The sequence below is a fragment of the Rhodococcus sp. NPDC058505 genome (genome assembly GCF_042720095.1).
Lineage (GTDB): Bacteria > Actinomycetota > Actinomycetes > Mycobacteriales > Mycobacteriaceae > Rhodococcus_G.
Genome location: NZ_JBHXNB010000031.1, coordinates 12659 through 34120, shown reverse-complemented (window position 1 = coordinate 34120; position 21462 = coordinate 12659). Strand labels below are relative to the sequence as shown.

Annotated in this window: 22 protein-coding genes; 4 read left to right on the top strand and 18 right to left on the bottom strand. The window is 70.5% G+C overall.

The window, feature by feature from the left end; genetic code table 11:
- Positions 1-92 precede the first annotated feature (92 nt).
- The 6 genes from ACFWPA_RS17945 to ACFWPA_RS17920 form a co-directional block, all read right to left on the bottom strand.
- Positions 93-1085, bottom strand: coding sequence for a sulfate/molybdate ABC transporter ATP-binding protein (locus ACFWPA_RS17945; RefSeq protein ID WP_378506536.1), 993 nt, complete (start codon positions 1083-1085; stop codon positions 93-95).
- Positions 1082-1888: a sulfate ABC transporter permease subunit CysW gene (cysW, locus tag ACFWPA_RS17940; protein WP_378506535.1), complete on the bottom strand. Its 807-nt coding sequence runs from the start codon at positions 1886-1888 to the stop codon at positions 1082-1084. Before cysW ends, ACFWPA_RS17945 begins: the two co-directional genes overlap by 4 nt.
- The gene (gene cysT / locus ACFWPA_RS17935) at positions 1885-2793 is read right to left on the bottom strand and encodes a sulfate ABC transporter permease subunit CysT (RefSeq protein WP_378506534.1); all 909 of its coding nucleotides are present in this window, start codon (positions 2791-2793) and stop codon (positions 1885-1887) included. The genes cysW and cysT overlap by 4 nt, the downstream gene beginning before the upstream one ends.
- A gap of 7 nt (positions 2794-2800) precedes the next feature.
- Positions 2801-3847 carry a sulfate ABC transporter substrate-binding protein gene (locus tag ACFWPA_RS17930; protein WP_378506533.1) on the bottom strand — a complete coding sequence of 349 codons (1047 nt, stop codon included), beginning with the start codon at positions 3845-3847 and terminating at the stop codon, positions 2801-2803.
- Positions 3848-4018: 171 nt separating this feature from the next.
- The gene (locus ACFWPA_RS17925; protein WP_354003507.1) at positions 4019-4108 is read right to left on the bottom strand and encodes an Ms4533A family Cys-rich leader peptide; all 90 of its coding nucleotides are present in this window, start codon (positions 4106-4108) and stop codon (positions 4019-4021) included.
- Between the two features lie 134 nt (positions 4109-4242).
- Positions 4243-4452 carry a hypothetical protein gene (locus ACFWPA_RS17920; RefSeq protein ID WP_378506532.1) on the bottom strand — a complete coding sequence of 70 codons (210 nt, stop codon included), beginning with the start codon at positions 4450-4452 and terminating at the stop codon, positions 4243-4245.
- A 139-nt stretch (positions 4453-4591) separates the two neighbouring features.
- Between ACFWPA_RS17920 and ACFWPA_RS17915 the strand changes: the two genes are divergently transcribed.
- Positions 4592-6586, top strand: a complete 1995-nt coding sequence (locus tag ACFWPA_RS17915) for a glycoside hydrolase family 15 protein (RefSeq protein WP_378506531.1) — start codon at positions 4592-4594, stop codon at positions 6584-6586.
- Between the two features lie 200 nt (positions 6587-6786).
- Here the strand turns inward: ACFWPA_RS17915 and ACFWPA_RS17910 are convergent, their stop codons facing one another.
- Positions 6787-7716, bottom strand: coding sequence for an NAD(P)H-dependent flavin oxidoreductase (locus ACFWPA_RS17910; RefSeq protein WP_378506530.1), 930 nt, complete (start codon positions 7714-7716; stop codon positions 6787-6789).
- Between the two features lie 85 nt (positions 7717-7801).
- Positions 7802-9616, bottom strand: a complete 1815-nt coding sequence (lepA, locus tag ACFWPA_RS17905) for a translation elongation factor 4 (RefSeq protein ID WP_378506741.1) — start codon at positions 9614-9616, stop codon at positions 7802-7804.
- 152 nt (positions 9617-9768) lie between these two features.
- On the opposite strand from lepA, the gene ACFWPA_RS17900 reads away from it, so the two are divergent.
- The gene (locus tag ACFWPA_RS17900; RefSeq protein WP_378506529.1) at positions 9769-10314 is read left to right on the top strand and encodes a type II toxin-antitoxin system PemK/MazF family toxin; all 546 of its coding nucleotides are present in this window, start codon (positions 9769-9771) and stop codon (positions 10312-10314) included.
- 75 nt (positions 10315-10389) lie between these two features.
- Here the strand turns inward: ACFWPA_RS17900 and ACFWPA_RS17895 are convergent, their stop codons facing one another.
- Positions 10390-11157: an aquaporin gene (locus ACFWPA_RS17895; RefSeq protein WP_378506528.1), complete on the bottom strand. Its 768-nt coding sequence runs from the start codon at positions 11155-11157 to the stop codon at positions 10390-10392.
- Between the two features lie 263 nt (positions 11158-11420).
- Here ACFWPA_RS17895 and rpsT point away from each other — a divergent pair, with 263 nt between their 5' ends.
- Positions 11421-11681, top strand: coding sequence for a 30S ribosomal protein S20 (gene rpsT / locus ACFWPA_RS17890; RefSeq protein WP_378506527.1), 261 nt, complete (start codon positions 11421-11423; stop codon positions 11679-11681).
- A gap of 104 nt (positions 11682-11785) precedes the next feature.
- On the opposite strand, the gene holA is transcribed toward rpsT, so the two are convergent.
- Positions 11786-12760, bottom strand: a complete 975-nt coding sequence (gene holA / locus ACFWPA_RS17885) for a DNA polymerase III subunit delta (RefSeq protein WP_378506526.1) — start codon at positions 12758-12760, stop codon at positions 11786-11788.
- A gap of 175 nt (positions 12761-12935) precedes the next feature.
- On the opposite strand from holA, the gene ACFWPA_RS17880 reads away from it, so the two are divergent.
- The gene (locus ACFWPA_RS17880) at positions 12936-13934 is read left to right on the top strand and encodes a diiron oxygenase (protein ID WP_378571287.1); all 999 of its coding nucleotides are present in this window, start codon (positions 12936-12938) and stop codon (positions 13932-13934) included.
- Between the two features lie 4 nt (positions 13935-13938).
- Here ACFWPA_RS17880 and ACFWPA_RS17875 read toward each other — a convergent pair whose 3' ends face one another.
- The 8 genes from ACFWPA_RS17875 to nadD form a co-directional block, all read right to left on the bottom strand.
- Positions 13939-14688 (bottom strand): TetR/AcrR family transcriptional regulator, encoded by a 750-nt coding sequence (locus ACFWPA_RS17875; protein ID WP_378506524.1) that lies wholly within the window; start codon positions 14686-14688, stop codon positions 13939-13941.
- Between the two features lie 50 nt (positions 14689-14738).
- Positions 14739-17057: a ComEC/Rec2 family competence protein gene (locus ACFWPA_RS17870; RefSeq protein WP_378506523.1), complete on the bottom strand. Its 2319-nt coding sequence runs from the start codon at positions 17055-17057 to the stop codon at positions 14739-14741.
- Positions 17054-17887 (bottom strand): helix-hairpin-helix domain-containing protein, encoded by an 834-nt coding sequence (locus ACFWPA_RS17865; RefSeq protein ID WP_378506522.1) that lies wholly within the window; start codon positions 17885-17887, stop codon positions 17054-17056. Before ACFWPA_RS17865 ends, ACFWPA_RS17870 begins: the two co-directional genes overlap by 4 nt.
- A gap of 87 nt (positions 17888-17974) precedes the next feature.
- The gene (locus ACFWPA_RS17860) at positions 17975-18850 is read right to left on the bottom strand and encodes a DegV family protein (protein ID WP_378506521.1); all 876 of its coding nucleotides are present in this window, start codon (positions 18848-18850) and stop codon (positions 17975-17977) included.
- Between the two features lie 4 nt (positions 18851-18854).
- Complete coding sequence (gene octT / locus ACFWPA_RS17855; protein ID WP_378506520.1) at positions 18855-19610, bottom strand: diglucosylglycerate octanoyltransferase; 756 nt, start codon at positions 19608-19610, stop codon at positions 18855-18857.
- A complete protein-coding gene (locus ACFWPA_RS17850) occupies positions 19600-20190 on the bottom strand; it encodes a histidine phosphatase family protein (RefSeq protein WP_378506740.1) in 591 nt (196 codons plus the stop codon). Before ACFWPA_RS17850 ends, octT begins: the two co-directional genes overlap by 11 nt.
- Before the next feature lie 89 nt (positions 20191-20279).
- A complete protein-coding gene (gene rsfS / locus ACFWPA_RS17845; protein WP_378506519.1) occupies positions 20280-20729 on the bottom strand; it encodes a ribosome silencing factor in 450 nt (149 codons plus the stop codon).
- Positions 20730-21449 (bottom strand): nicotinate-nucleotide adenylyltransferase, encoded by a 720-nt coding sequence (nadD, locus tag ACFWPA_RS17840; protein WP_378506518.1) that lies wholly within the window; start codon positions 21447-21449, stop codon positions 20730-20732. It abuts the gene before it with no gap.
- Positions 21450-21462 lie beyond the last annotated feature (13 nt).

Sequence of the window (21462 nt, the reverse complement as noted above, 5' to 3'; positions counted from 1 at the left end):
GTTGTTGGTGTTTTGGTTGGGCTTGCCGGCCTTGGGGGGGGGGGGGGGGGCGGGGTTCCTGCCCCTGGGGCCCCCCCCCACGGCGGCGACCCCTAAGCAGGGATGTTCGGGATCAGCGTCGCCCGCGCGTACACGGTCTCGCCCTCCCGCAACTGCAGCGCTTCGCTGTCGCCGCGGGTGACCTGGGCGGCGAACAGGTCCCCGGTCGCGGCGTTCCGCAGCTCGACCCGCACCTCGAAGCCGAGGTGCACGACGCGCTCCACCGTCGCGCGCGTGACACCGGCGGATTCGGCGGTGCCCGCCTTCTGCGCGACCGCCATGCTCGGGTCCCTGCCCACGCGAATGTCGTGCGGGCGCACCAGCTGACCGTTGAGCTTCGCGACCGGTCCGAGGAACGACATCACGAAATTGTTCGCCGGGCTGTCGTACAACTCCCGCGGGGTGCCGACCTGCTCGATCCGACCCCGGTTCAGGACCGCGATCCGGTCCGCGACATCGAGGGCCTCCTCCTGGTCATGGGTCACCAGGACCGTGGTCACGTGCACCTCGTCGTGCAGCCGCCGCAGCCAGGTGCGCAGGTCCTCCCTGACCTTCGCGTCCAGCGCGCCGAACGGCTCGTCGAGCAGCAGCACCTGGGGGTCCACCGCCAGCGCCCTGGCCAACGCCATTCGCTGACGTTGGCCGCCCGACAGCTGCGCCGGGTAGCGGTGCTGAAAGCCGTCGAGACCGACGATCCCGAGCAGCTCGCCGACCTTCTTCTCGATCTCCGGCTTCGGCCGCTTGCGGATCGTGAGGCCGAACGCCACGTTGTCCCGGACGGTCATGTGCTTGAACGCCGCGTAGTGCTGGAACACGAACCCGATGTCGCGCTTCTGCGGCGGCACCCCAGTGACGTCCTTGCCCGCGATCGTGATCGTGCCCGCGTCGGGGTGCTCAAGGCCGGCGATCGACCGCAGCAGCGTCGACTTGCCCGACCCGGACGGGCCGAGCAGCGCGGTCAGCGAGCCCGACGGGATGTCCAGCGACAGATTGTCCAGTGCCGCGAAGTCGCCGTAGTTCTTCTGGGCGCCGATGACGGAAATCATGCCTTGCTCCTCTTGCGATCCAGCAGCGTCATCAGCAGCAGCGTCACCAGGGCGATGCCCATCAGCAGCGTCGCCGCGCAGTACGCGCCGTAGGTGTTGTGGTCGTCGATGTAGCGCGAGTGCACCAGCAGGGTCAGGGTCTGCGAGACGCCGGGGAAACCGGACGACACCATGATCACGGCGCCGAACTCGCCCAGCGAGCGGGCGACCGTCAGCACGATGCCGTAGGTCAGGCCCCAGCGGATCGCGGGAAGGGTGATCCGCCAGAAGGTCTGCCACTTCGAGGCGCCCAGTGTCGCGGCGGCCTGCTCCTGCTCGTCACCGATCTCGTGGAGCACCGGCTCCACCTCGCGCACCACGAACGGCAGGGTCACGAAGATGGTCGCCAGCACCATCCCCGGCAACCCGAAGATGACCCGGAACCCGAGCGAGTCGAGGCCACCGAACCAGCCGTTGACACCCCACAGCAGGATCAGCGATACACCGACGACGACCGGCGACACCGCGAACGGCAGGTCGACCACCGCCTGCATCAGGCCGCGGCCGGGGAAGCGTCCCCGTACCAGAGCGAGCGCGGTGATCACCCCGAAGATGACGTTGATCGGCACCACGATCGCGACGATCAACAGGGACAGGTTGAGCGCCGAGATCGCCGCGGGCGTCGAAATCGCCTCGAAGAAGGCGACGATACCGCGCTCAAAGGTGCGCCACAGGATCACCATGATCGGCACCAGCAGCAGCAGCGCCAGGTAGCCGAGGGCGGCGACCCGCAGACTCAGCCGGGTTGGGGTGGACACGTTCACGACGCCTGCTCCTCACGACGCTGGTTGCGGCTCGCGAACACCCGCAGCACCAGCAGGGTCACGAAGGCGATCGCCAGCAGCGCCACCGAGACGGCCGCGGCGTCCACCGGCCGGTCGATCTCGATCAGCTGTTGGATTCGCTGCGAGGTCACCTGCGTCTCGCCCGGGATGTTGCCGCCGATCAACACCACCGAACCGTATTCGCCGATCGCGCGGGCGAACGCCAGGCCCGCGCCGCTGACGATCGCGGGCGTCAAGGTCGGCAGCACGACCTTGACGAAGATGGTCCAGTTGCTCGCGCCGAGCGAGGCGGCGGCCTGCTCGACCTCGCGGTCCGTCTCGATCAGCACCGGCTGTACCGACCGGACGACGAACGGCAGTGTCACGAACGCGAGGGCGACGACAAGACCCGGCTGGGTCGCGTTGAGCTGCACGTCAATCGGGCTGTTCGGCCCGTACAGGGACAGCAGCACGATGCTCGCGACGATGGTCGGCAGGGCGAACGGGAGGTCGATGAACGCATTGACGATCCGCTTGCCGGGGAACTCATCACGCACCAGCACCCATGCGATGAGCGTGCCCATGACCACGTTGATCAGCGCAACGACCACCGACACCAGGATGGTGACGCGCAGCGAGGCCAACGACGCGGGACTGGTGACCGCGTCCCAGAATCCGGCGAGTCCGTCTTCGAACGAGGTCACCGTCAACGCCGCGAGCGGCAGCAGCACGATCACGCTGAGCCACAGCATCGTTACGCCGATCCCGAGCGGACCGACGGTGCCGGTGACGGTGAACCATCGGCGGCGCCGTCGCGGCGGTGCGGCGGGGGCCGGCGTGGACTCGGTCGGCGGGGTGGCGACGATCTCGGACACCGATCCCTCCGTCATCGTGGAGTCGGACATGGCGAGGCTACCGGTTCGCGGCTTCGTAGATCACGGCAATCGACCCGCTGCCCTGCGTGAACAGGGTCTCGTCGACGGCCTTCCAGCCACCGAGATCCGCGATCGTCCACAGGGTTTCCGGGGCGGGGAACTCGTCGGTGAACTCGGCGGCGACGGCCGGGTCGACGGGACGGAATCCGGCCTCGGCCCACAGCGTCTGGGCCTCCGGCGTGAACAGGTAGTCGCGGAACGCGGTCGCCTGCTCAAGCGCCTTGCTGTTCTGCAGCACCGCGACCGGGTTCTCGATCTTGAAGGTGACCGGCGGGGTGACGTGCTCGACGGGATCACCGTTCCGTTCGGTGAAGATCGCCTCGTTCTCGTAGCTGATCAACACGTCACCGCTGCCCTGCAGGAACGTCTCGGTGGCCTCACGACCCGACTTCGGCTGCACCTTCACGTGATCGGTGACGAGCGCCTTCACGTAGTCGAGCCCGGCCTGCGGATTGGTCCCGCCGTCGCTCTTGGCCGCGTACGGCGCGAGCAGGTTCCACTTCGCCGAGCCGGAACTGAACGGGTTGGGGGTGACCACCTCAACGCCGGGGGCGAGCAGGTCATCCCAGTCCCGGATGTTCTTCGGGTTGCCCTCGCGCACCACCAGGGTGACGACCGACCCGAACGGAATCCCGTTGTAGGCGTCCGCGTTCCAGTCCGGGCTCACCAATCCGGCATCGACCAGGCGGGTGATGTCGGGTTCGACGGAAAAGTTCACGACATCGGCCCGTGCGCCGTCCTTCACCTTGCGGGACTGGTCGCCGGAGGCACCGTAGGACGGCTGGACCTTCACGTCGGCGCCCGCCTCGGTGTCCCTGAATCCGGGGAGAATTCTGTCAAAACCGGGCTTGGGCACCGCGTACGCAAACAGGTTGACGGTGCCGCCGCTGCCGTCACCGGAACCGGACTCACCGCCTACCACGTCGCTCGACCCGCCTGCGCAGGCCGTCAACGCGACCGCTCCCGCGGTGAGGGCGGCGGCAAACAGAACGCCGGAGCGGGTGAGTCGGGCACGAACACTCATCGATATGCCTTTCACGGATTCGCCGCGCACGGCGAGGGAAGTTCGGTCATCGCGACCGCCGCGACCGCCGCCGCCGAGGTGGGCTGCGGTGGTTCGCGGGCACAGGAATGTGGGAAAGGTGCCCTCTGCGTGGGGCGGACGGGCCGGCTCAGTCGAGCAAGGCGGAGGAGATCAACAACAGTCGATGTCGGCGACTGCGAGCATGCCGACAGCGATCAACGCCAGTTCATGGCGGACCTGGTGTACGGCAGTGGCAGACACGCGGACGAATCTAGCAGAGCGCGTGGTGATGAATCCAACAGGCGGGCGTTCACCCGATCAGCGGGTGAACAGCCACCCGACGAGGACCAGCACCAGCAGGACGATCAGGACGAGGGTGACGCGGGAACGGGGCATCAGGGCTCACCGACCCGGGCCGCGTCGCCGGACCGGGCCCGGTCCCGTCCGAGCAGGGTCAGGGCACGGGCCAGCGTGATGTCGAAGACCCTGGCGAGCCCGTACGCGGCGGGCAACGCGACAACCAACACCAGCAGGAGCTGCGGAACGTACGGTAGCCCGATCAGCCACAATTCGAGGCCGTCCCACCAACTGGCGATCTGATTCACGCCCCCACCCTACGCGGCACCGTCGAACGTGAACGATGGCCCCGCCGTCAGCGGTGAACGACGGCCCCGCCGTCGAACGTGAACGACGGCCCCGCCGTCAGCGGTGGACGACGGCGCCGACCGAGCCGATGATATGCAGATGACGGCCACCGACCCCGACGTGCACGGCCGGATCACCGGCGCCGAGACCCTCCCCGCGAACCTTCCGGCGACAATCGAGCCCGCACCCCACCGCACCACCTTCCCGCCGATCGACGACTACGCGTTCCTGTCGGACTGCGAAACCACCTGCCTGATCGCCCGCAACGGGTCGGTCGAGTGGATGTGCGTGCCTCGGCCCGATTCGCCGAGCGTGTTCGGGTCGATTCTCGATCGCAGCGCCGGGCACTTCCGGATCGGGCCGTACGGGCAGAACGTGCCTGCCGCCCGCCGCTACCTGCCGGGCGGGCTGATCGTGGAGACCACCTGGCAGACCGAGACCGGGTGGCTCATCGTCCGCGACGCCCTGGTGATGGGACCGTGGCACAACAACGAGCAGCGTTCGCGCAGTCACCGCCGCACCCCGACGGACTGGGATGCCGAGCACATCCTGCTGCGCACCGTGAAGTGCGTCAGCGGCGTGGTGGAACTGGAGATGAGTTGCGAGCCGTCATTTGACTACCACCGTGTCCCGGCGAAATGGGAGTACACCGGCGCGGTGTACGAGGAGGCGACCGCCACGGGTGACGGCAGCGGTCTCGGCGCCAACCCCACCCTGCGCCTCACGTCCAACCTGAAGCTGGGCCTTGAGGGCAGGGAAGCACGGGCGCGGACCCGGATGCAGGAAGGCGACAATGTGTTCGTCGCACTGTCGTGGTCGAACCTCCCTGCACCGCAGTCGTTTTCCGATGCCGCCGAGAAAATGTGGAAGACGGCGGAATGCTGGCGGCAGTGGATCACCATCGGCCGGTTCCCCGACCACCCGTGGCGTGGCTACCTGCAGCGCAGCGCACTGACCCTCAAGGGCCTGACCTACTCCCCGACCGGCGCACTGCTCGCGGCGTCGACCACCTCCTTACCGGAAACGCCAGGCGGGGAACGGAACTGGGACTACCGGTACGCATGGGTTCGGGATTCGACGTTCGCGCTGTGGGGCCTCTACACCCTCGGACTCGACCGGGAGGCCAACGACTTCTTCGCCTTCATCTCCGACGTTTCGCAGGGCGAGGACGGGCACCCGCACCCGCTGCAGGTGATGTACGGGATCGGCGGCGAGAAGACGCTTGAGGAGGCCGAACTCGACCACCTGTCCGGGTATGACGGGGCCCGGCCGGTCCGGATTGGAAACGGCGCATACAACCAGAAGCAGCACGACATCTGGGGCACCATGCTGGACTCCGTGTATCTGCATGTGCGGTCACGGGACCAGGTCCCGGACGCGCTGTGGCCGCTACTCAAGCGGCAGGTGGAGGAGGCGATCAGGCATTGGCGGCAGCCGGACCGCGGGATCTGGGAGGTGCGCGGCGAACCGCAGCACTTCACCTCGTCGAAGGTGATGTGCTGGGTGGCGCTCGACCGGGGCACGAAGCTCGCCGCGCTGCGCGGCGAAAAGTCGTACGCGCAGCAGTGGTCGGCGATCGCGGACGAGATCAAGTCCGACATCCTCGAGCACGGCGTCGACGAGCGTGGCGTGTTCACCCAGCGGTATGGGCACCCGTCGCTGGACGCGTCCCTGCTGTTGGTCCCACTGCTGCGGTTCCTGCCCGCCGACGATCACCGCGTCCGCGCCACGGTGCTGACCATCGCCGACGAGCTCACCGAGAACGGCCTGGTGCTGCGCTACCGCGTCGACACCACCGACGACGGGCTGTCCGGCGAGGAGGGCACGTTCACGATCTGCTCGTTCTGGTTGGTGTCGGCGCTGGTGGAGATCGGCGAACTCGCCCGAGCGAAGCGGCTGTGCGAACGGCTTCTCGGCTATGCCAGCCCGCTGAAGCTGTACGCGGAGGAGATCGACGCCCGCACCGGTCGACATCTCGGCAACTTCCCACAGGCGTTCACGCACCTCGCCCTGATCAACGCGGTCGTGCACGTGATCCGCGCCGAGGAGGCCGTGGACACCGGTACCTTCCAGCCCGCGCACTCCCCCACCTAACCGGACCGCCCACCCCGACCGGCCGGCACCCCCCGACCGGCCCCGCACCCCCGACCGGCCCCGCACCCCCGACCGGCCCCGCACCCCCGACCGAATGTGGTATTCGATCAGTCTGACTGACCGAATTCCACATTCGGTCAGTCCGGAGGGCAGTCAGTCCGGAGGGCAGTCAGGTCAGTCCGGAGGGCAGTCGATCGGGGTCAGGCGAAGCGGGCCAGCAGCCGCTCCGCGTCGGACGCGATCGTGCGGACCACCTCACCCGCCGGCCGGATCTCGTTGACCAGCCCGGCCGCCTCGCCCGCGTAGACGACGGCCAGATCCGGGTTGGCGGGGTCGTAGGCGTCCGCAAGGGTCTCGTTGTCCGCGCCGCGCTCGTGCCAGGTGCCGGTGAACTCGTTGACCAGCGCGCGGCCACCCCACCGGGCGGGCCACGGCTGGTCCCTGGCCTGGTCGAAGACCGAGGTGTAGACGGTGTCGGCGGAATCCGCGTCCACCAGCTTCTGCTGGGCGAACTCGGGGCCGATGGTCTCCGGGCTGGCCAGCAACGCCGTTCCGACCCAGGCCCCCTCGGCCCCGGCCGCGAGCACCGCGGCCAGCCCGCGTCCGGTGGCGATGCCGCCCGCGGCGACGACGGGAAGGTCGGTCGATTCGAGGATTTGCTGCAGCAGCGGCAGGGTACCGATCCGGCCGGTGTGCCCGCCCGCCTCGGTGCCCTGGGCGACCACGAAGTCGACCCCGGCGGCCTCGACCACCCGCAGGTCCTCGAGGGTGTTGACCTGCGAGCAGACCAGCGCGCCCGCCGACTTTGCCCGCGCAACGAACGGGGCAGGGTCGCCGAATGACAGCGAGATCACGGCGGGGCGGGCGGCAATCGCCGCGTCGAGCAGTGTGTCGTTGTCGTGCAGTGCCCAGGTCATCAGCCCGATTCCCAGGTCACCGCCGATCGCCTTGGCGACGGCCGACTCGGCCGCGACCCAGTCCGGGGTGGCGTACCTGGCTGCGCCGAGCAGACCGAGGCCACCGGCCTTCGACACCTCACCGGCAAGGGCACCGCCCGCCCGTCCACCCATCGGGGCGCCGAGAATCGGCACCTCGAGTCCCAATGTCGTCGTCAACCAGGTCTCGAGCACACCGACTCCATTCCGCGACTTCGTCGCACCGTGAGTGATTTTTACCCCGATCGGGGTAAAAATCACTCACGGGCGCGGAGCGCATCTACTTCTTGGGCTTGTCCGCCACCGACTCGTTCGACAGCGCCGCGACAAAGGCCTCCTGCGGCACCTCGACCCGGCCGATGGTCTTCATCCGCTTCTTGCCTTCCTTCTGCTTCTCGAGCAGCTTGCGCTTGCGGCTGATGTCGCCGCCGTAGCACTTGGCGAGCACGTCCTTGCGGATCGCGCGAATGTTCTCGCGGGCGATGATCTTCGAGCCGATCGCGGCCTGGATCGGCACCTCGAACTGCTGGCGCGGGATCAGCTCGCGCAGCTTGGTGGTCATCTTGTTGCCGTACGCGAACGCGGCGTCCTTGTGCACGATCGCGCTGAACGCGTCGACGGCCTCGCCCTGCAGCAGGATGTCGACCTTCACCAGCGCGGACTGCTGCTCGCCGGACTCCTCGTAGTCGAGGCTGGCGTAGCCCTTGGTCCGCGACTTGAGCGCGTCGAAGAAGTCGAACATGATTTCGCCCATCGGCAGCGTGTACCGCAGCTCAACGCGCGTCTCGGAGAGATAGTCCATGCCGCCGAGCTCACCGCGGCGGGACTGACACAGCTCCATGATCGCGCCGGTGTACTCGCTCGGGGCGATGACCGTGCACTTGGACATCGGCTCATACACCTCGCGCACCTTGCCCTCGGGCCAGTACGACGGGTTCGTCACCTCATGCTCGGAGCCGTCCTCCATCGTCACCCGGTACACCACGTTCGGCGCGGTGGAGATGAGGTCGAGGCCGAATTCCCGCTCGAGCCGGTCCCGGGTGATCTCCATGTGCAGCAGCCCGAGGAAACCGCACCGGAAGCCGAAGCCGAGCGCCACCGACGTCTCCGGCTCGTACGCCAGTGCCGCGTCGTTGAGGCGCAACTTGTCGAGCGCGTCCCGCAGCACCGGGTAGTCGGAGCCGTCCATCGGGTACAGGCCGGAGTAGACCATCGGCTTGGGGTCGCGGTAGCCGACCAGCGGCTCGGAGGCGCCGTTGCGGAAGGTGGTGACGGTGTCACCGACCCGGGACTGGCGGACGTCCTTCACCCCGGTGATCAGGTAACCGACCTCGCCGACCCCCAGACCCGCGGTGGCCTTCGGCTCGGGCGAGATGATGCCGACCTCGAGCAGTTCGTGGGTGGTGCCGGTCGACATCATGGTGATCTTCTCGCGGGGACGGATCTTGCCGTCCACCACTCGGACATAGGTGACGACGCCACGGTAGGCGTCGTACACGGAGTCGAAGATCATCGCGCGGGCCGGGCCGTCGGCGTCGCCGACCGGGGCGGGCACCTGCTTGACGACCTCGTCGAGCAGTTCCCGGACGCCGACGCCGGTCTTGCCGGACACCCGCAGCACGTCTCCGGGTTCGCAGCCGACGATGTGCGCGATCTCGGCGGCGTACCGGTCGGGGTCGGCGGCGGGCAGGTCGATCTTGTTGAGCACCGGGATGATGGTGAGGTCCTTCTCCATCGCCAGGTACAGGTTGGCCAACGTCTGCGCCTCGATGCCCTGCGCGGCGTCGACCAGCAACACCGCCCCCTCGCAGGCCTCAAGTGCGCGGGACACCTCGTAGGTGAAGTCGACGTGACCGGGGGTGTCGATCAGGTGCAGGACGATCTCTTCGGTGCTGCCGTCCTCGTGCTCGACCGTCCAGGGCAGCCGCACGTTCTGCGCCTTGATCGTGATGCCGCGCTCCCGCTCGATATCCATCCGATCCAGGTACTGGGCGCGCATCGCGCGCTCCTCGACGACCCCCGTGAGCTGCAACATCCGGTCCGCCAGCGTCGACTTGCCGTGGTCGATGTGCGCGATGATGCAGAAGTTCCGGATCCGCGACGGGTCCGTGAACGTCGTGTCGGCGAAGGTGGCGATGGTGGGCTCCTGAAGTCGGCGGCGGCCCGATGCGGGCCGCAGTCACTAGGGATCCAGGATAGGCCAGGTGCCGTCCCCGGCCGGTTCGGCCCCGCCACTAGGTTGAACAGATGGCTTCGAGGTGGACACGGATCGGCAGACAGCTCGGCGACATCGCTCTGAGGGAGGGCCCGCGGCTGCTCAAGGGGCTGCAGAAGAGCGGGGTGCTGCCCGGACCGAGGCAGGCCGGGCCGACGCCGACGCGACCCGGTCGGCCGGTGTCCGCCACCGCGGTGCCGACCGCGCACCGGGCCAGGACCGTCGACTACGCCCCGGACCTGGACGGCCGCGCCGATCCGGGGGAAATCGTCTGGACCTGGGTCAGCTACGAGGAGGACGCGGGCCAGGGCAAGGACCGTCCGGTGCTGGTGGTCGGGCGCGACGGCCGCACCCTGCTCGGGCTGATGCTGTCGTCGAACTCGGAACGCGACGGGCAGCGGGACTGGATCGCGCTCGGGTCCGGGTCGTGGGACGGCGCGCACCGGCCGAGCTGGGTTCGCCTGGACCGGGTGCTCGACGTCCCCGAGGACGGCATCCGCCGCGAGGGCGCCGTCCTCGACCGGGACCGTTTCGATCGGGTCGCGGATCGGCTCCGCCGCGACTTCGGCTGGACCTGACACTGGGCCGTCGACCGCCGAGGGGCGTCACCGACCGGATGGACCGGCCGACGGCGCCCCCTCGGGCGGACGGCGTCAGGCGTTGGCGCTGCGGCCGAACAGCGACCGGTAGGCGAACGCCCCGACCGCGCCGCCGATCAGCGGGAAGACGATGAACGCCCACAGCTGCAGTGGTGCACCGTCCTGGTACCAGGCGACCGCGAAGCTGCGGGCCGGGTTCACCGAGGTGTTGTCGATCGGGATGGACATGATGTGGATGACCGCGAGGGTGAAGCCAATCGCAATGCCCGCCAGCGGCACGTCGGAGAGCTGGTCGGTGGACGCGAGGACCACGAACACCAGCAGGGCGGTGAGCAGCACCTCGACGACGATCATCGCGCCGATGCCGTAGCCGCTCTGCAGCACGCCACCGAGCGGACCCTGCACCGCGGACGGACTGTGATCACCCCAGCCGTTCGCGCCGAGCCCGCTGGCCGCCCGGTCGTACGATGGCAGGCTGCTGGCGACCGCGAACAGCACGGCGCCGGCGACCAGGCCACCGATCACCTGGGCCCCGACATACATCAGCGCCTTCACACCCTCGATCCGCCCGATCAGGAACTGACCGAACGTGACCGCCGGGTTGACGTGACAGCCGGACACCGGTCCGATCGCGTAGACCAGGAAGGCCAGCGTGAGACCGAACGCCAGCGCGACGCCCAGGTTCCCGACCTTGCTTCCCGCGATGACGGCGGTGCCGACGGAGACGAACACCAGCACGAAGGTGCCGATCCCCTCCGCGAGATACTTCTTTGCATCCGAGATCACCCGGGTCTCGGTCTGCTCCTGGACTGTGAGAGACATGTGCCACCTTTACTCGACGTCGATCACGATGGGGAGATGCCTGAATTCGGACGTTACGTGAGGTCATTGTCATCGACAACGACCTCGCGGGCGAGTCGGGCGGGAGTCCGCGCACCGGCCCGCGGTGAGCCGAGCGGCACCCGCCCCGATGACCGGGTTTGGGCTGGACCGGGCAGGGCTGGTAACGTGGCCGGTCGGTGCGTGGACGCACCCGAAGCTTTCTCAACCAGAAGAAAACCAGCGAAGACGACAGGATTTTACGCGTGGCCAACATCAAGTCCCAGGTGAAGCGGATCCGCACCAACGAGCGTCAGCGACTGCGCAACCAGTCGGTGAAGTCCTCGCTGCGCACCGCAATCCGCTCCTTCCGCGAGGCAGCCGCCGCGGGCGACAAGGACAAGGCCAACGAGCTCCTCGTCACCGCGAGCCGCAAGCTCGACAAGGCAGCAAGCAAGGGCGTCATCCACGCCAACCAGGCCGCCAACAAGAAGTCGGCGCTCGCGCTGGCCGCGAACAAGCTCTGACGACACCTTCGTGACGGCATTGCCGTCACCGCTGTCATCGCTGGAGACCGCCCGGTCCTCGACCGGGCGGTCTTTCGCGTGTCGGGCCTCGGCAGGCCTGCGGATTAGCCGTGCAGGTCGGCGACGCGGCGGACGGCGTACTCCACCGCATGGTCGGGGTCCGCGGCCGCGCCCTTGACGTCGGCGTTGAGCTGCGCGACCACCTCGAGCGCAGCGCCGAGCGTCTCCGGGCGCCACCCCCGCGCCTGCCCCTGCGCCTTCTTCACCTTCCACGGCGCCATCCCCAGCCCCGATGCCATTCGGAACGGATCGCCCCGGCCTGCGGAGTCGACGCGAGCAATGGTGTGCACGGCGTCCGCGAGGGCGTCGGCGAGCAGGACATGCGGGACTCCCCGCAACATCGCCCACCGCAGCGCCTCCATCGCACCCGACCGGTCCCCGGCGACCGCGCGTTCCGCGACGTCGAATCCGGACACCTCGGCCTTGCCGGAGTAGTACCGAGCCACCGCGGCCGCGTCGATCCGGCCGCCAGTGTCCGCGGCGAGCTGCGAGCACGCGGCCGCCAGCTCCCGCAGGTCCGATCCGACCGCGTCGATCACCGTCTCGATCACCTCGGGCGACGCCCGCACCCCGGCCGCGCGGAACTCGGAGCGGACGAAGTCGGCGCGCTCCCCCGCCTTGGTGATCTTCGCGCACTCGTGGACCTGCGCCCCCTCCTTCTGCAGTGCGGCGACCATCGCCTTCGCCCGTCCGCCGCCGGAGTGCAGCACCACGAGCGTGCACCCATCCGGTGGTGCCGCCGCCGCGTCGAGCACCAGCGCGACGGCGTCCTTCCCCGCCTCGGCTGCCGATTCGAGCACGATCACCTTGTCCTCCGCGAACAGCGACGGGCTGAGGAGTTCGGCCAGTTCGGAGGGGCTGGTGTCGCCCGTGCGCAGCCTGCTGACCGGAATGTCGGCCGGGGTGTCGGAGGAGGCCCGGACCGCGGCAACGACCGCGGCGACGGCGCGTTCGACGAGGAGTTCCTCGTCGCCGAGGACGAGGTGCAGCGGGGCCGGCGCGGGAGGGGACGGAGTCACCCGTGCATCGTCCCACGGTGACCCGACAGCCCGCGCCGCCGCCGAGCCCGGGCCGGGAATCGGCGCCATCGCACCCTTGCGTGGGACTCCGAGTCTCAGTAAATTGAGGCACCATCACCTGACCGCGCGCCGCGACATCGGTCACCCGGCGTCGCCCAGACGATGGAGGTTCACGATGACACCGTCGGCATCGGCACCGGCCGAGTTGCTCAGCCCGGACTACCGCGCCTGGCTGCACACCCTGTCCGAGGGGTCCGTGCAGCGACGCTTCGATCCCTACCTCGACATCGACTGGGATGCACCGGAACTGGCGATCGACCCCGACGATCCCCGCTGGGTCCTCTCCGCCGAGATCGATCCGCTCGGCGCGACGCAGTGGTACCGCGACCAGCCGCTGGAGCGTCAGATCGCGATCGGGCGGTGGCGGCAGGCCAACTCGATCAAGGTCGGCGCCGCATTCGAGAGCATCCTGATCCGCGGAATGATGCAGTACATCATGAAACTCCCGAACCAGTCGCCGGAGTTCCGCTACTGCCTCCACGAGATGACCGAGGAGTGCAACCACATCCAGATGTTCCAGGAACTGGTGAACCGGATCGGCGTCGACGTGCCGGGGATGCGGAAACCGTTTCGGGCGCTGTCCCCGTTCATCGGGGTGGCCGGCGGCTATGCACACGTGATCCTGTTCATCGGAATCCTCGGCGGCGAGGAACCGATCGACCACTACCAGAAGGCGCTGATCCGGCAGGGCGTGGACGTTCCGCCCGCGGTCCTGCGCACCATGGAGATCCACATCGCCGAGGAGGCCAGGCACATCTCGTTCGCTGGCGAGTTCCTCAAGGCCCATGTCGCCGGGATGGGTGCGCCCTCGCGCGCGGTGTGTGCGGTCACCTTCCCGCTCGCGATGCGGTGGCTGGCCGGTGAGATCATGGCGCCGCCCCGCGCCTTCGCCAAGGAGTTCGACATCCCGCGCGAGGTCATGAAGGAGGCGTTCTGGCGTGGCGCCCACTCGCGGGCGATCCTCGCTGGCTACTTCGGCGAGATGCGGGCCCTTGCCGCGGAACTAGGACTGATGACGCCCGTCGCGCGGCAGCTGTGGCGCAGGCTGCACATCGACGGCCCGCCCGCTCGCTACCGCAGCGAACCCGACCGGCGCACCCGCCGGGCTGGCTGAGCGGTCACCGCGCGGCGCCGACGGCCAACCGGGCGATGACCTCCCGCAGTTCGGCCGAGGGATCGAGCACCACACCGACCGACCGGGCGACACCATCCAGCACGAACCAGGCGTAGCCAGCGAGGTCGGCGACGATCTGGTCCCGGTCCCGGGTCGGCGCCGGGTCACGCACCCACTGGGTGAGGGTGCCCTCGACCATGGTCACGACCGCGAACGGGACCGTCGCGAACGCCCCATCGTCGACGCCGATCGCCGCGGCGATCGACGCGATGAGGTCGTGGGACCGCGCCGCCATCCGCGCCGTGAGGGTGCTGACCGCGTCGACACCTGCGGCCCGGTCCACCGGCCCGGTGCGCGCGAACTCGTTGAGCCGGGGGTGATCGCTCATCCAGTCCACCGCAGCCCGGATGGTCCGCTCGAGGATCTGCGCGACCGACCCGCTGGAGATGTCCAGCCGCGCCTCGAGGGTGCGGATGAACTCGTCGATCATGTGTGCGCGGATCCGGCAGTCGAGGTCGTCGCGGCCGCTGAACTGGCGGTAGACCACCGACTTCGCCAGCCCGGCGCGCTGCGCGATCAGTTTCACCGGGATGTCGGCCCCGGGGGGCGCTTCCTCGAGCAACTCGACCGCCGCCCGCAGGATCCGGGTCTGCCGCTCCCGGTTGTGCCGTTCCCAGCGGGCCTCGTGCCCGCTCCCCGTCCGCTCCGCAGGCGCGTCCGCGTCACCCGGTCGCGGTGCGGGATTCGTCGGCATGGGTCGAGTCTAGCCATGCCTGCCCCGACCACCGGCCGGGTCGGACCAGGTCAGGGCCGGGCCACCGCGACCGCGTCGCCCGCGCGCAGGACCGCGGCGTCCCCGCCCCGATCGGTGCGCACCGTCACCGCACCCATCTCGTCGAGGACGCGCAGGATGGCCGGGTTCGGATGCCCGAAGGTGTTGTCGGCGCCGACCGACACGATCGCCAGGCCCGCCCCCACCGCGCGGAGGAACTCGGCGGCGGTGGTGCGCGAACCGTGGTGCGGGACCTTGACGATGTCCGCGGCGACCGGAACCCGGTCCCGCAGCAGGTCCCGCTGCCCGTCCGCCTCGACGTCCCCGGTGAGCAGGATCCGGCCCGCGGTGGTGTCGACGGACAACACCAGCGACTGGTCGTTGGCGGCATCGTCACCGTCCGCGGGATCGCGCGGCGCGGGCAGCGTCGGGCCGAGAATCCGGAGGGTCAGGGTCCCCGCGGTCAGCGTCTGCCCCGCCCGGGCAGCAGCAACGGGCACACCGGCTGCCGACGCCGCACGCTGCACCTGCCGGAAACCGTTCTCCGGCAATCTCATCGGACCGGTCACCAGCTGTCCCACCGTCCGCCCCCGCAGGACCCCGGGCAGCCCGTCGATGTGATCGGCATGCAGATGCGTCAGGATCACCGCCGCAACCGAGCGGACGCCGAGCCGGTGCAGGCAGTCGTCGACGAGGCGGGCCTCCGGGCCCGCGTCGACGACAACGACGGACCCGCCGCCCGCATCGAGGACGAGCGCGTCCCCCTGCCCGACGTCACACGCGACCACCACCCACCCGGCCGGTGGCCACCCGGGCCACACCAGCCGGACCGGCAGCCACACCGCGGCGACCCCGAGCACGGCGGCGGCGAGCACCACCCGCAGGCGCCGCACCGTGACCGCGACGACGAACGCAGCCGCACCGCTCGCGGCGGCAACGAATCCGGCTGCCCCGGACGGCACGGAGAGCACGGCGCCGGGGAGGTCGGCCGCGGTGCGCGCCACCCACAGCAGCCACCACAGCAGCGGTGCGGTGAGGGACGCGACCGCCGCCCCGAGCGGCACCCAGGCGGTCGCCGCCGCGGCCGCGACGGCGCCGATCACCGTGATCGGCGCGATCACCGGCGCAACAAGGAGGTTCGCCGCGACCGCCACCGTGCCGACGGTGCCCGTCATCGCGGCGACGATCGGCATCGTCGCGACGTGCGCGGCGGCCGCGACCGCGACCGCCGCCGCTGGCCGCGGTGGCCAGCCCCGACGCTGCAACCATCGCGCCCACCGCGGAGCGATCAGCACCAGTGCGGCGGTCGCCGCGACGGACAGCGCGAAACCTGCGCTGACGGCCAGCTGGGGGTACAGCGCGAGCAGCACGATGACGGCACCCCCGAGCGCGGGCATCGCCTGCCGACGGCGACCGACGATCATCGCGAGCAGCACCACCGCGCCCATCGCCGCCGCTCGCAGCACGCTGGGCGACGGTCGCGCGAGTATCACGAAGCCAACAAGGGCGATCCCGGCGAGCACCGCCGACGTGCGCGGGCCAAGCGCCAGCGCGGCAGTCAGCAGGAGCACCGCGCCCAGGATGATCGACACGTTGGCGCCGGAGACCGCCGTGAGGTGGCTCAGGCCCGCGGCCGTGAAATCGTCGCGCACCCACTGCGTCAGCGCGGTGGTGTCGCCGACGACGAGGCCGGGCAGCAGCCCCGCCGCGTCCGGGGGCAGTGCGCGGGCCGCCGCGGCCGCGAACCTGTCCCGCACCTGCCCGGCCGCGCGCTGCGCCGGGGACGGGTCGCCGATCAATCGCGGCGGCCCGATCGCCCGGATCACCGCGACGGTCAGGTCGGAGCGGTCCGGCGCGTCGACGGTGCCCCGCAGCCGGACCCGCTGGCCGGGCAGCAGGTCCCGCCAACGGTCCGCGGGCGCGAACACGACGGCGGCACCGCCGACGGACATCGCGTCGCGGCCCGGCCCGATGCTCCGGAGCGTCGCACGCACCATCACGGTGTCCCCGCGCCCGGAGCGGACCGGTTTCGGGTCATCAACCAGGTCGGCGGTCACGGTGACGTACCCGGCGCGGTCGGCGAGCGGGTGGGTGGCGACGGCATGGGCGCGCAGCGCGGTGGCGGCGGCGAACCCGGCGCACACGGTCAGGGCCGCGATGAGGGCACCGGCGACCGGGGTGCACCGGCCGCGGGCGGCCACCGTCACCGCCCCGACCGCGAGCAGCGCCGCGATCGCGAGCCACATCGCCGCCTGCCAGCCGCCGACGATTCCCGTCGCGGTCGCCGCCCAGCACGCCGCGGCGGAGGGGAGCAGCCGCAGGTCGATCGGCCGCGGCCGCGGATCGGTCATCTCGCCGTCACGAGCTCGCGCAGCTTCTCCAGGCGGGCGGGGCCGATGCCGTCCACCTCGCCGAGCTGCTCGACGTCGGTGAAGCGCCCGTTGGTGGTGCGCCAGGAGATGATCGCGGCCGCCGTCACCGGGCCGACGCCGGGCAGCTCGTCGAGCTGCTGTTCGGTGGCGGTGTTGAGGTTCACCGGTGCCGCCGCACCGCCGACCGCGGCACCGGCACCGGCACCGGCACCGGCACCGACGGTCGCGCTGCCCGCCACCGGCGCGGCGCCCGGCGGCGGGGCGAGGCCGACAAGAATCTGTTCACCGTCGGCGAGCCGCTGCGCCAGGTTCAGCCCCAACAGGTCGGCGCCGTCACGCGCACCCCCCGCGGCGGTCAAGGCGTCCGCGACCCTGGCCCCCTCCGGCAGATGCACCAACCCGGAGTTGTGCACGAGACCGACGACGCTGACCACGATCTCGGTGGTCGGCGCCGGCGCACCGGTGGACGACGGGCCAGGCGCTGCCCCCGCGGCGGCCGGGGCACCGGCACCGTCGTCGGGTGGCAGCGGCGCAACGACCTCGGCCACCGGGCGGTCCCGGACCACCACGACCCCGCCGATCCCGGCGGCGGCCAGAGCGACGACCGCCAACGCCACCACCCCGCGCCTGCCCGGCGCGAACCGCCACCGTTCGCCGCCCGGTTCCCGCTCGTCATCCAGCCAGCCCGGCCGCTCGCCCGCCCCCACACCCGTCCCGGCGTCCGGGTCGGGTTCGGCGGCCGGCTCCCGCCCGGCGAGGACGTCGAGTCGTCTCCGGATCCGCTCACGTGTGTCGTCGGCGCTGCCCATGGCCCGACCATAGGAGCGCCCGCCCCGTGACCCGACCGATCCGGCACCGAGAACGGGCGTCCTGTGGATGAATTCGAGGCCTGTGGACTACTCGGCCGGGTCGGGCTCGGCGCCGTCGCGGATCAGCCCCGCCCCGCCGGGCACCACGAGGACACCGACGGCGCCCGGACCGAGATGGCTGGCGACCACCGGCCCCAGTTCGGAGACCGCGAACTCGCTCGCCGCAGGCAGCCGCGACCGCAGCGACGCCGCGACCTCGGCGGCACGGTCGGCGGCGCCGACGTGGTGCACCGCGACCGCCACGTCGCCGTCCTCGGCGAGGTCGACGGCACCGTCGACAAGCTTGCCGAGCGCCTTCGTAGCCGTGCGGGTCTTCTCCCGCAGCACCAGCTTGCCGTCGACGAGATGCAGCACCGGCTTCATCGCGAGGGCGGTGCCGAGCAGTGCCGCTGCCGTCCCGATCCGACCGCCGCGGCGCAGGTGGTCGAGCCGGTCGACCATGATCAGCACCCGACCCCGGTCGGCGACCTCGACGGCCCGCTCGTACACCGCGCGCAGCCCGGCCCCCGTCGCTGCCAGCCGGGCCGCCGCCAGCACCGCGTAACCCAATGCCATTGCGGTGGATTGGGAATCGACGATGCGAACCCGCTCCCCCAGCTGCTGCGCCGCCTGCCTGCCCGCCTCCCAGGTTCCGGACAGCTGGCGCGAGATGTGCAGGGCGACGACGCCATCGCCACCGCTGTCGGCGAGCGCCCGCCCGTACGCCTCGGTCAATTCCCCCGGCGACGCGCCGGACGTGGTGACCCCCGCGCCGACGAACAGGTCGTCCGGCATCGGGTCGACGCCCTCACGGAGATCCTGGCCGTCGACGAGCACGTGCAGCGGAACCACCCGAATCCCCAGTTCCGCGGCGACATCCGGGGCCAGACAGGCCGAGGAGTCGGTGACGACGACGACGGGCATGCCGCTACCGGGTGGCGACGGACGCCGCGGCGACGGCGGCCCGGATCGTCGGCAGCATCGCGTCCGCCACCGCGCGGTGACCGTCCCAACCCCAATGGATCCCATCGGGATTCGCGGCGTCGGAGAAGATGTTCGGCCGCACCGCCTGCGCCAGGTCGACCAGCGGCACGCCGGTGTCCGCGCCCCACGCCTGCAGCGCCCGGACCGCGGCGGGCCTGCCCGCGTGCACCTTCCCGTACGCCTCACACAGGTGCACCGACGGCAGGCACCCGATCACCGGCAGCTCCGGCCGCATGTACTCCAGCGAGGTGCGGCATTCCTCCAGGTACTCGACGCTCAGTCGCGGCGGCAGCGCGACCGGCCAGCCGAGCGGCGACAGCCGCGGCTGCAACCACTGATAGGCAGTACGGACCCGGCGGCGCAGCGCGGGTGGCCGCACGTACCTCAGCTGCTCGCGCAGTGCGGTCGGCAGCGGTGACGGCAACGAGTCCATGCCACCGACCGCAAACACCACGGCGCCTGCCCTCGGCACGGTCGCCCACACGCGGGGATCCTGGGTCAGTGCCCAGTAGGCGTCACGACTGGTCCAGCCGATCCGCGCAACGAGCTCGACGTCCCACCCGAGTTCGGCGGCGACCAGGTTCGGCCAGATTCGCGGGTGATCGGCGGCAAGGCCGCCCTTGGGGCCGAAATAGGACAGCGAGTCCGCGATCACCAGCAGCGTCGGCCTGCCCGCCGCCGCGGCGAGGTCAGAGGACATCGCCGGCCACCGCAGCGTTCTCGGCCGAGGCGTTCCACACGTCCAGCCGCCACGACACCGCGTCGGGTTCGCCGTGACCGCTGAGCTGCACCCAGCCGGTGTTGCCGAGGCCACCGAGCACCGGCCACCGCTCCACCGGCAGATCCAGCAGGGCCGCGGTGAGTGCGGCGATCAGGCCGCCGTGGGCGACGAGCACCACCGGCCGCTCGGCCCAGTCGGCGCGGGTGGCGAGCAGCTCCTCGACCACCGGCACCGCACGGTCGGCCACGTCGATGCGGCTCTCGCCGCCCGGCGGTGCCCAGGTGGCGTCGACCCGCCATGCGGCGCGGGCACCGGGGTCGCGCTCGTCGACCTGGGAATGGGTCAGGCCCTGCCACTCGCCGAGATGCGTCTCCCGCAGCCGCGGATCGGTCGCGACCGGCAGACCGGCGTGCTCCCCGAGCGCGGTCGCGGTGTCGAGCGCCCGACGCAGATCGGAGCTGATGATCTCGGTGGGGCGCCGGTCGGCCAGCGCGCGGGCGGCGACCTTGGCCTGCACCCGACCCCGTTCGGACAGGTCGGTGTCCAGCTGCCCCTGCATCCGGTCGCCCGCGTTGTACTCGGTCTGACCGTGCCGCACCAGAATCAGTTGCCGCGCGGCCGCGGCCGGATTCCGGGTCGGCGCCTGGGTCACTTCCCGGACTCCGGCTCGCCGAGCTCGGCGGCGTACTCGTCCGCGACGGCGCCGTCGGAGTCCGCGCCCCACTCGGACGTCCGCGGCTCGATGCCGTCGACGGGCACGACCGGGCAGTCCTTCCACAGCCGTTCGAGCCCGTAGAAGTTGCGCTCGTCGTCGTGCTGGACGTGCACCACCAGGTCGACGTAGTCGAGCAGCGCCCAGCGGCCCTCCCTGGTGCCCTCCTTGCGGACCGGCTTGTGCCCGGCCTCGCGCAGCTTGTCCTCGATGTTCTCCACGACCGAGTTGACCTGGCGTTCGTTGGAGGCGGAGGCGATGACAAAGCAGTCGGTGATGACGAGCTGCTCGGACACGTCGAGCACCACCACGTCGTTGGCCAGCTTCTCGTCGGCGGCCAGCGCGGCGATCCGCGACATCTCGAGGGCTTCGGCGGATGCGCTCACTTAGGTGTTCTCCCGATTCTGGGTGTCGCTGGTGTTCTGGTGTGGTGCCGGCCCCGACACGGTGACCGCGCCGTCGAGGCGTTGGGCGTTCCGGGGTCGATACAGGTTGCGCTTGGAGATGTACTGCACCACCCCGTCCGGTACCAGGTACCAGACGGGCCGGTTCTCACTCGCCCGCCGACGACAGTCGGTCGACGAGATCGCCATCGCGGGGATCTCGACGAGCGTCAGCGCGTCGGGGCGGTCGGCGAGGTGTTCGGCGAGATGGTCGTCGCCGAGCTCGTAGCCCGGCCTGCTGACCCCGACGAACTTGGCCAGCTCGAACATCTCCTCCCAATTCTGCCAGGACAGGATCGTCTCGAGCGCATCGGCGCCGGTGATGAAGTAGAGGTCCGCGTCGGGATGCTGCTCGCGCAGGTCGCGGAGGGTGTCGACGGTGTAGGTGGCCTTGTGCCGGTCCACGTCCACCCGGCTGACCGAGAAGCTCGGGTTGGACGCGGTCGCGATGACCGTCATCAGGTAGCGGTCCTCCGCGGCGCTGACGTCCTTGCCCGCCTTCTGCCAGGGGTCGCCGGTGGGGACGAAGATCACCTCGTCGAGACCGAACCGGTCGGCGACCTCACTCGCCGCGACGAGATGCCCGTGGTGGATGGGATCGAAGGTGCCACCCATCACCCCCAGTCGACGGCGAGGGGAGCCTGCATTGTCAGCGTTCCGCACGGGAATCGAGCTT

Excerpts from the sequence above, each read along its gene's own strand:
- ACFWPA_RS17945 (WP_378506536.1), bottom strand. The coding sequence starts at position 1,085 with ATGATTTCCGTCATCGGCGCCCAGAAGAACTACGGCGACTTCGCGGCA.
- cysT (WP_378506534.1), bottom strand. The coding sequence starts at position 2,793 with ATGTCCGACTCCACGATGACGGAGGGATCGGTGTCCGAGATCGTCGCC.
- ACFWPA_RS17930 (WP_378506533.1), bottom strand. The coding sequence starts at position 3,847 with ATGAGTGTTCGTGCCCGACTCACCCGCTCCGGCGTTCTGTTTGCCGCC.
- ACFWPA_RS17915 (WP_378506531.1), top strand. The coding sequence starts at position 4,592 with ATGACGGCCACCGACCCCGACGTGCACGGCCGGATCACCGGCGCCGAG.
- ACFWPA_RS17900 (WP_378506529.1), top strand. The coding sequence starts at position 9,769 with ATGGCTTCGAGGTGGACACGGATCGGCAGACAGCTCGGCGACATCGCT.
- ACFWPA_RS17895 (WP_378506528.1), bottom strand. The coding sequence starts at position 11,157 with ATGTCTCTCACAGTCCAGGAGCAGACCGAGACCCGGGTGATCTCGGAT.
- ACFWPA_RS17880 (WP_378571287.1), top strand. The coding sequence starts at position 12,936 with ATGACACCGTCGGCATCGGCACCGGCCGAGTTGCTCAGCCCGGACTAC.
- ACFWPA_RS17875 (WP_378506524.1), bottom strand. The coding sequence starts at position 14,688 with ATGCCGACGAATCCCGCACCGCGACCGGGTGACGCGGACGCGCCTGCG.
- ACFWPA_RS17870 (WP_378506523.1), bottom strand. The coding sequence starts at position 17,057 with ATGACCGATCCGCGGCCGCGGCCGATCGACCTGCGGCTGCTCCCCTCC.
- ACFWPA_RS17865 (WP_378506522.1), bottom strand. The coding sequence starts at position 17,887 with ATGGGCAGCGCCGACGACACACGTGAGCGGATCCGGAGACGACTCGAC.
- ACFWPA_RS17860 (WP_378506521.1), bottom strand. The coding sequence starts at position 18,850 with ATGCCCGTCGTCGTCGTCACCGACTCCTCGGCCTGTCTGGCCCCGGAT.
- octT (WP_378506520.1), bottom strand. The coding sequence starts at position 19,610 with ATGTCCTCTGACCTCGCCGCGGCGGCGGGCAGGCCGACGCTGCTGGTG.
- ACFWPA_RS17850 (WP_378506740.1), bottom strand. The coding sequence starts at position 20,190 with ATGCAGGGGCAGCTGGACACCGACCTGTCCGAACGGGGTCGGGTGCAG.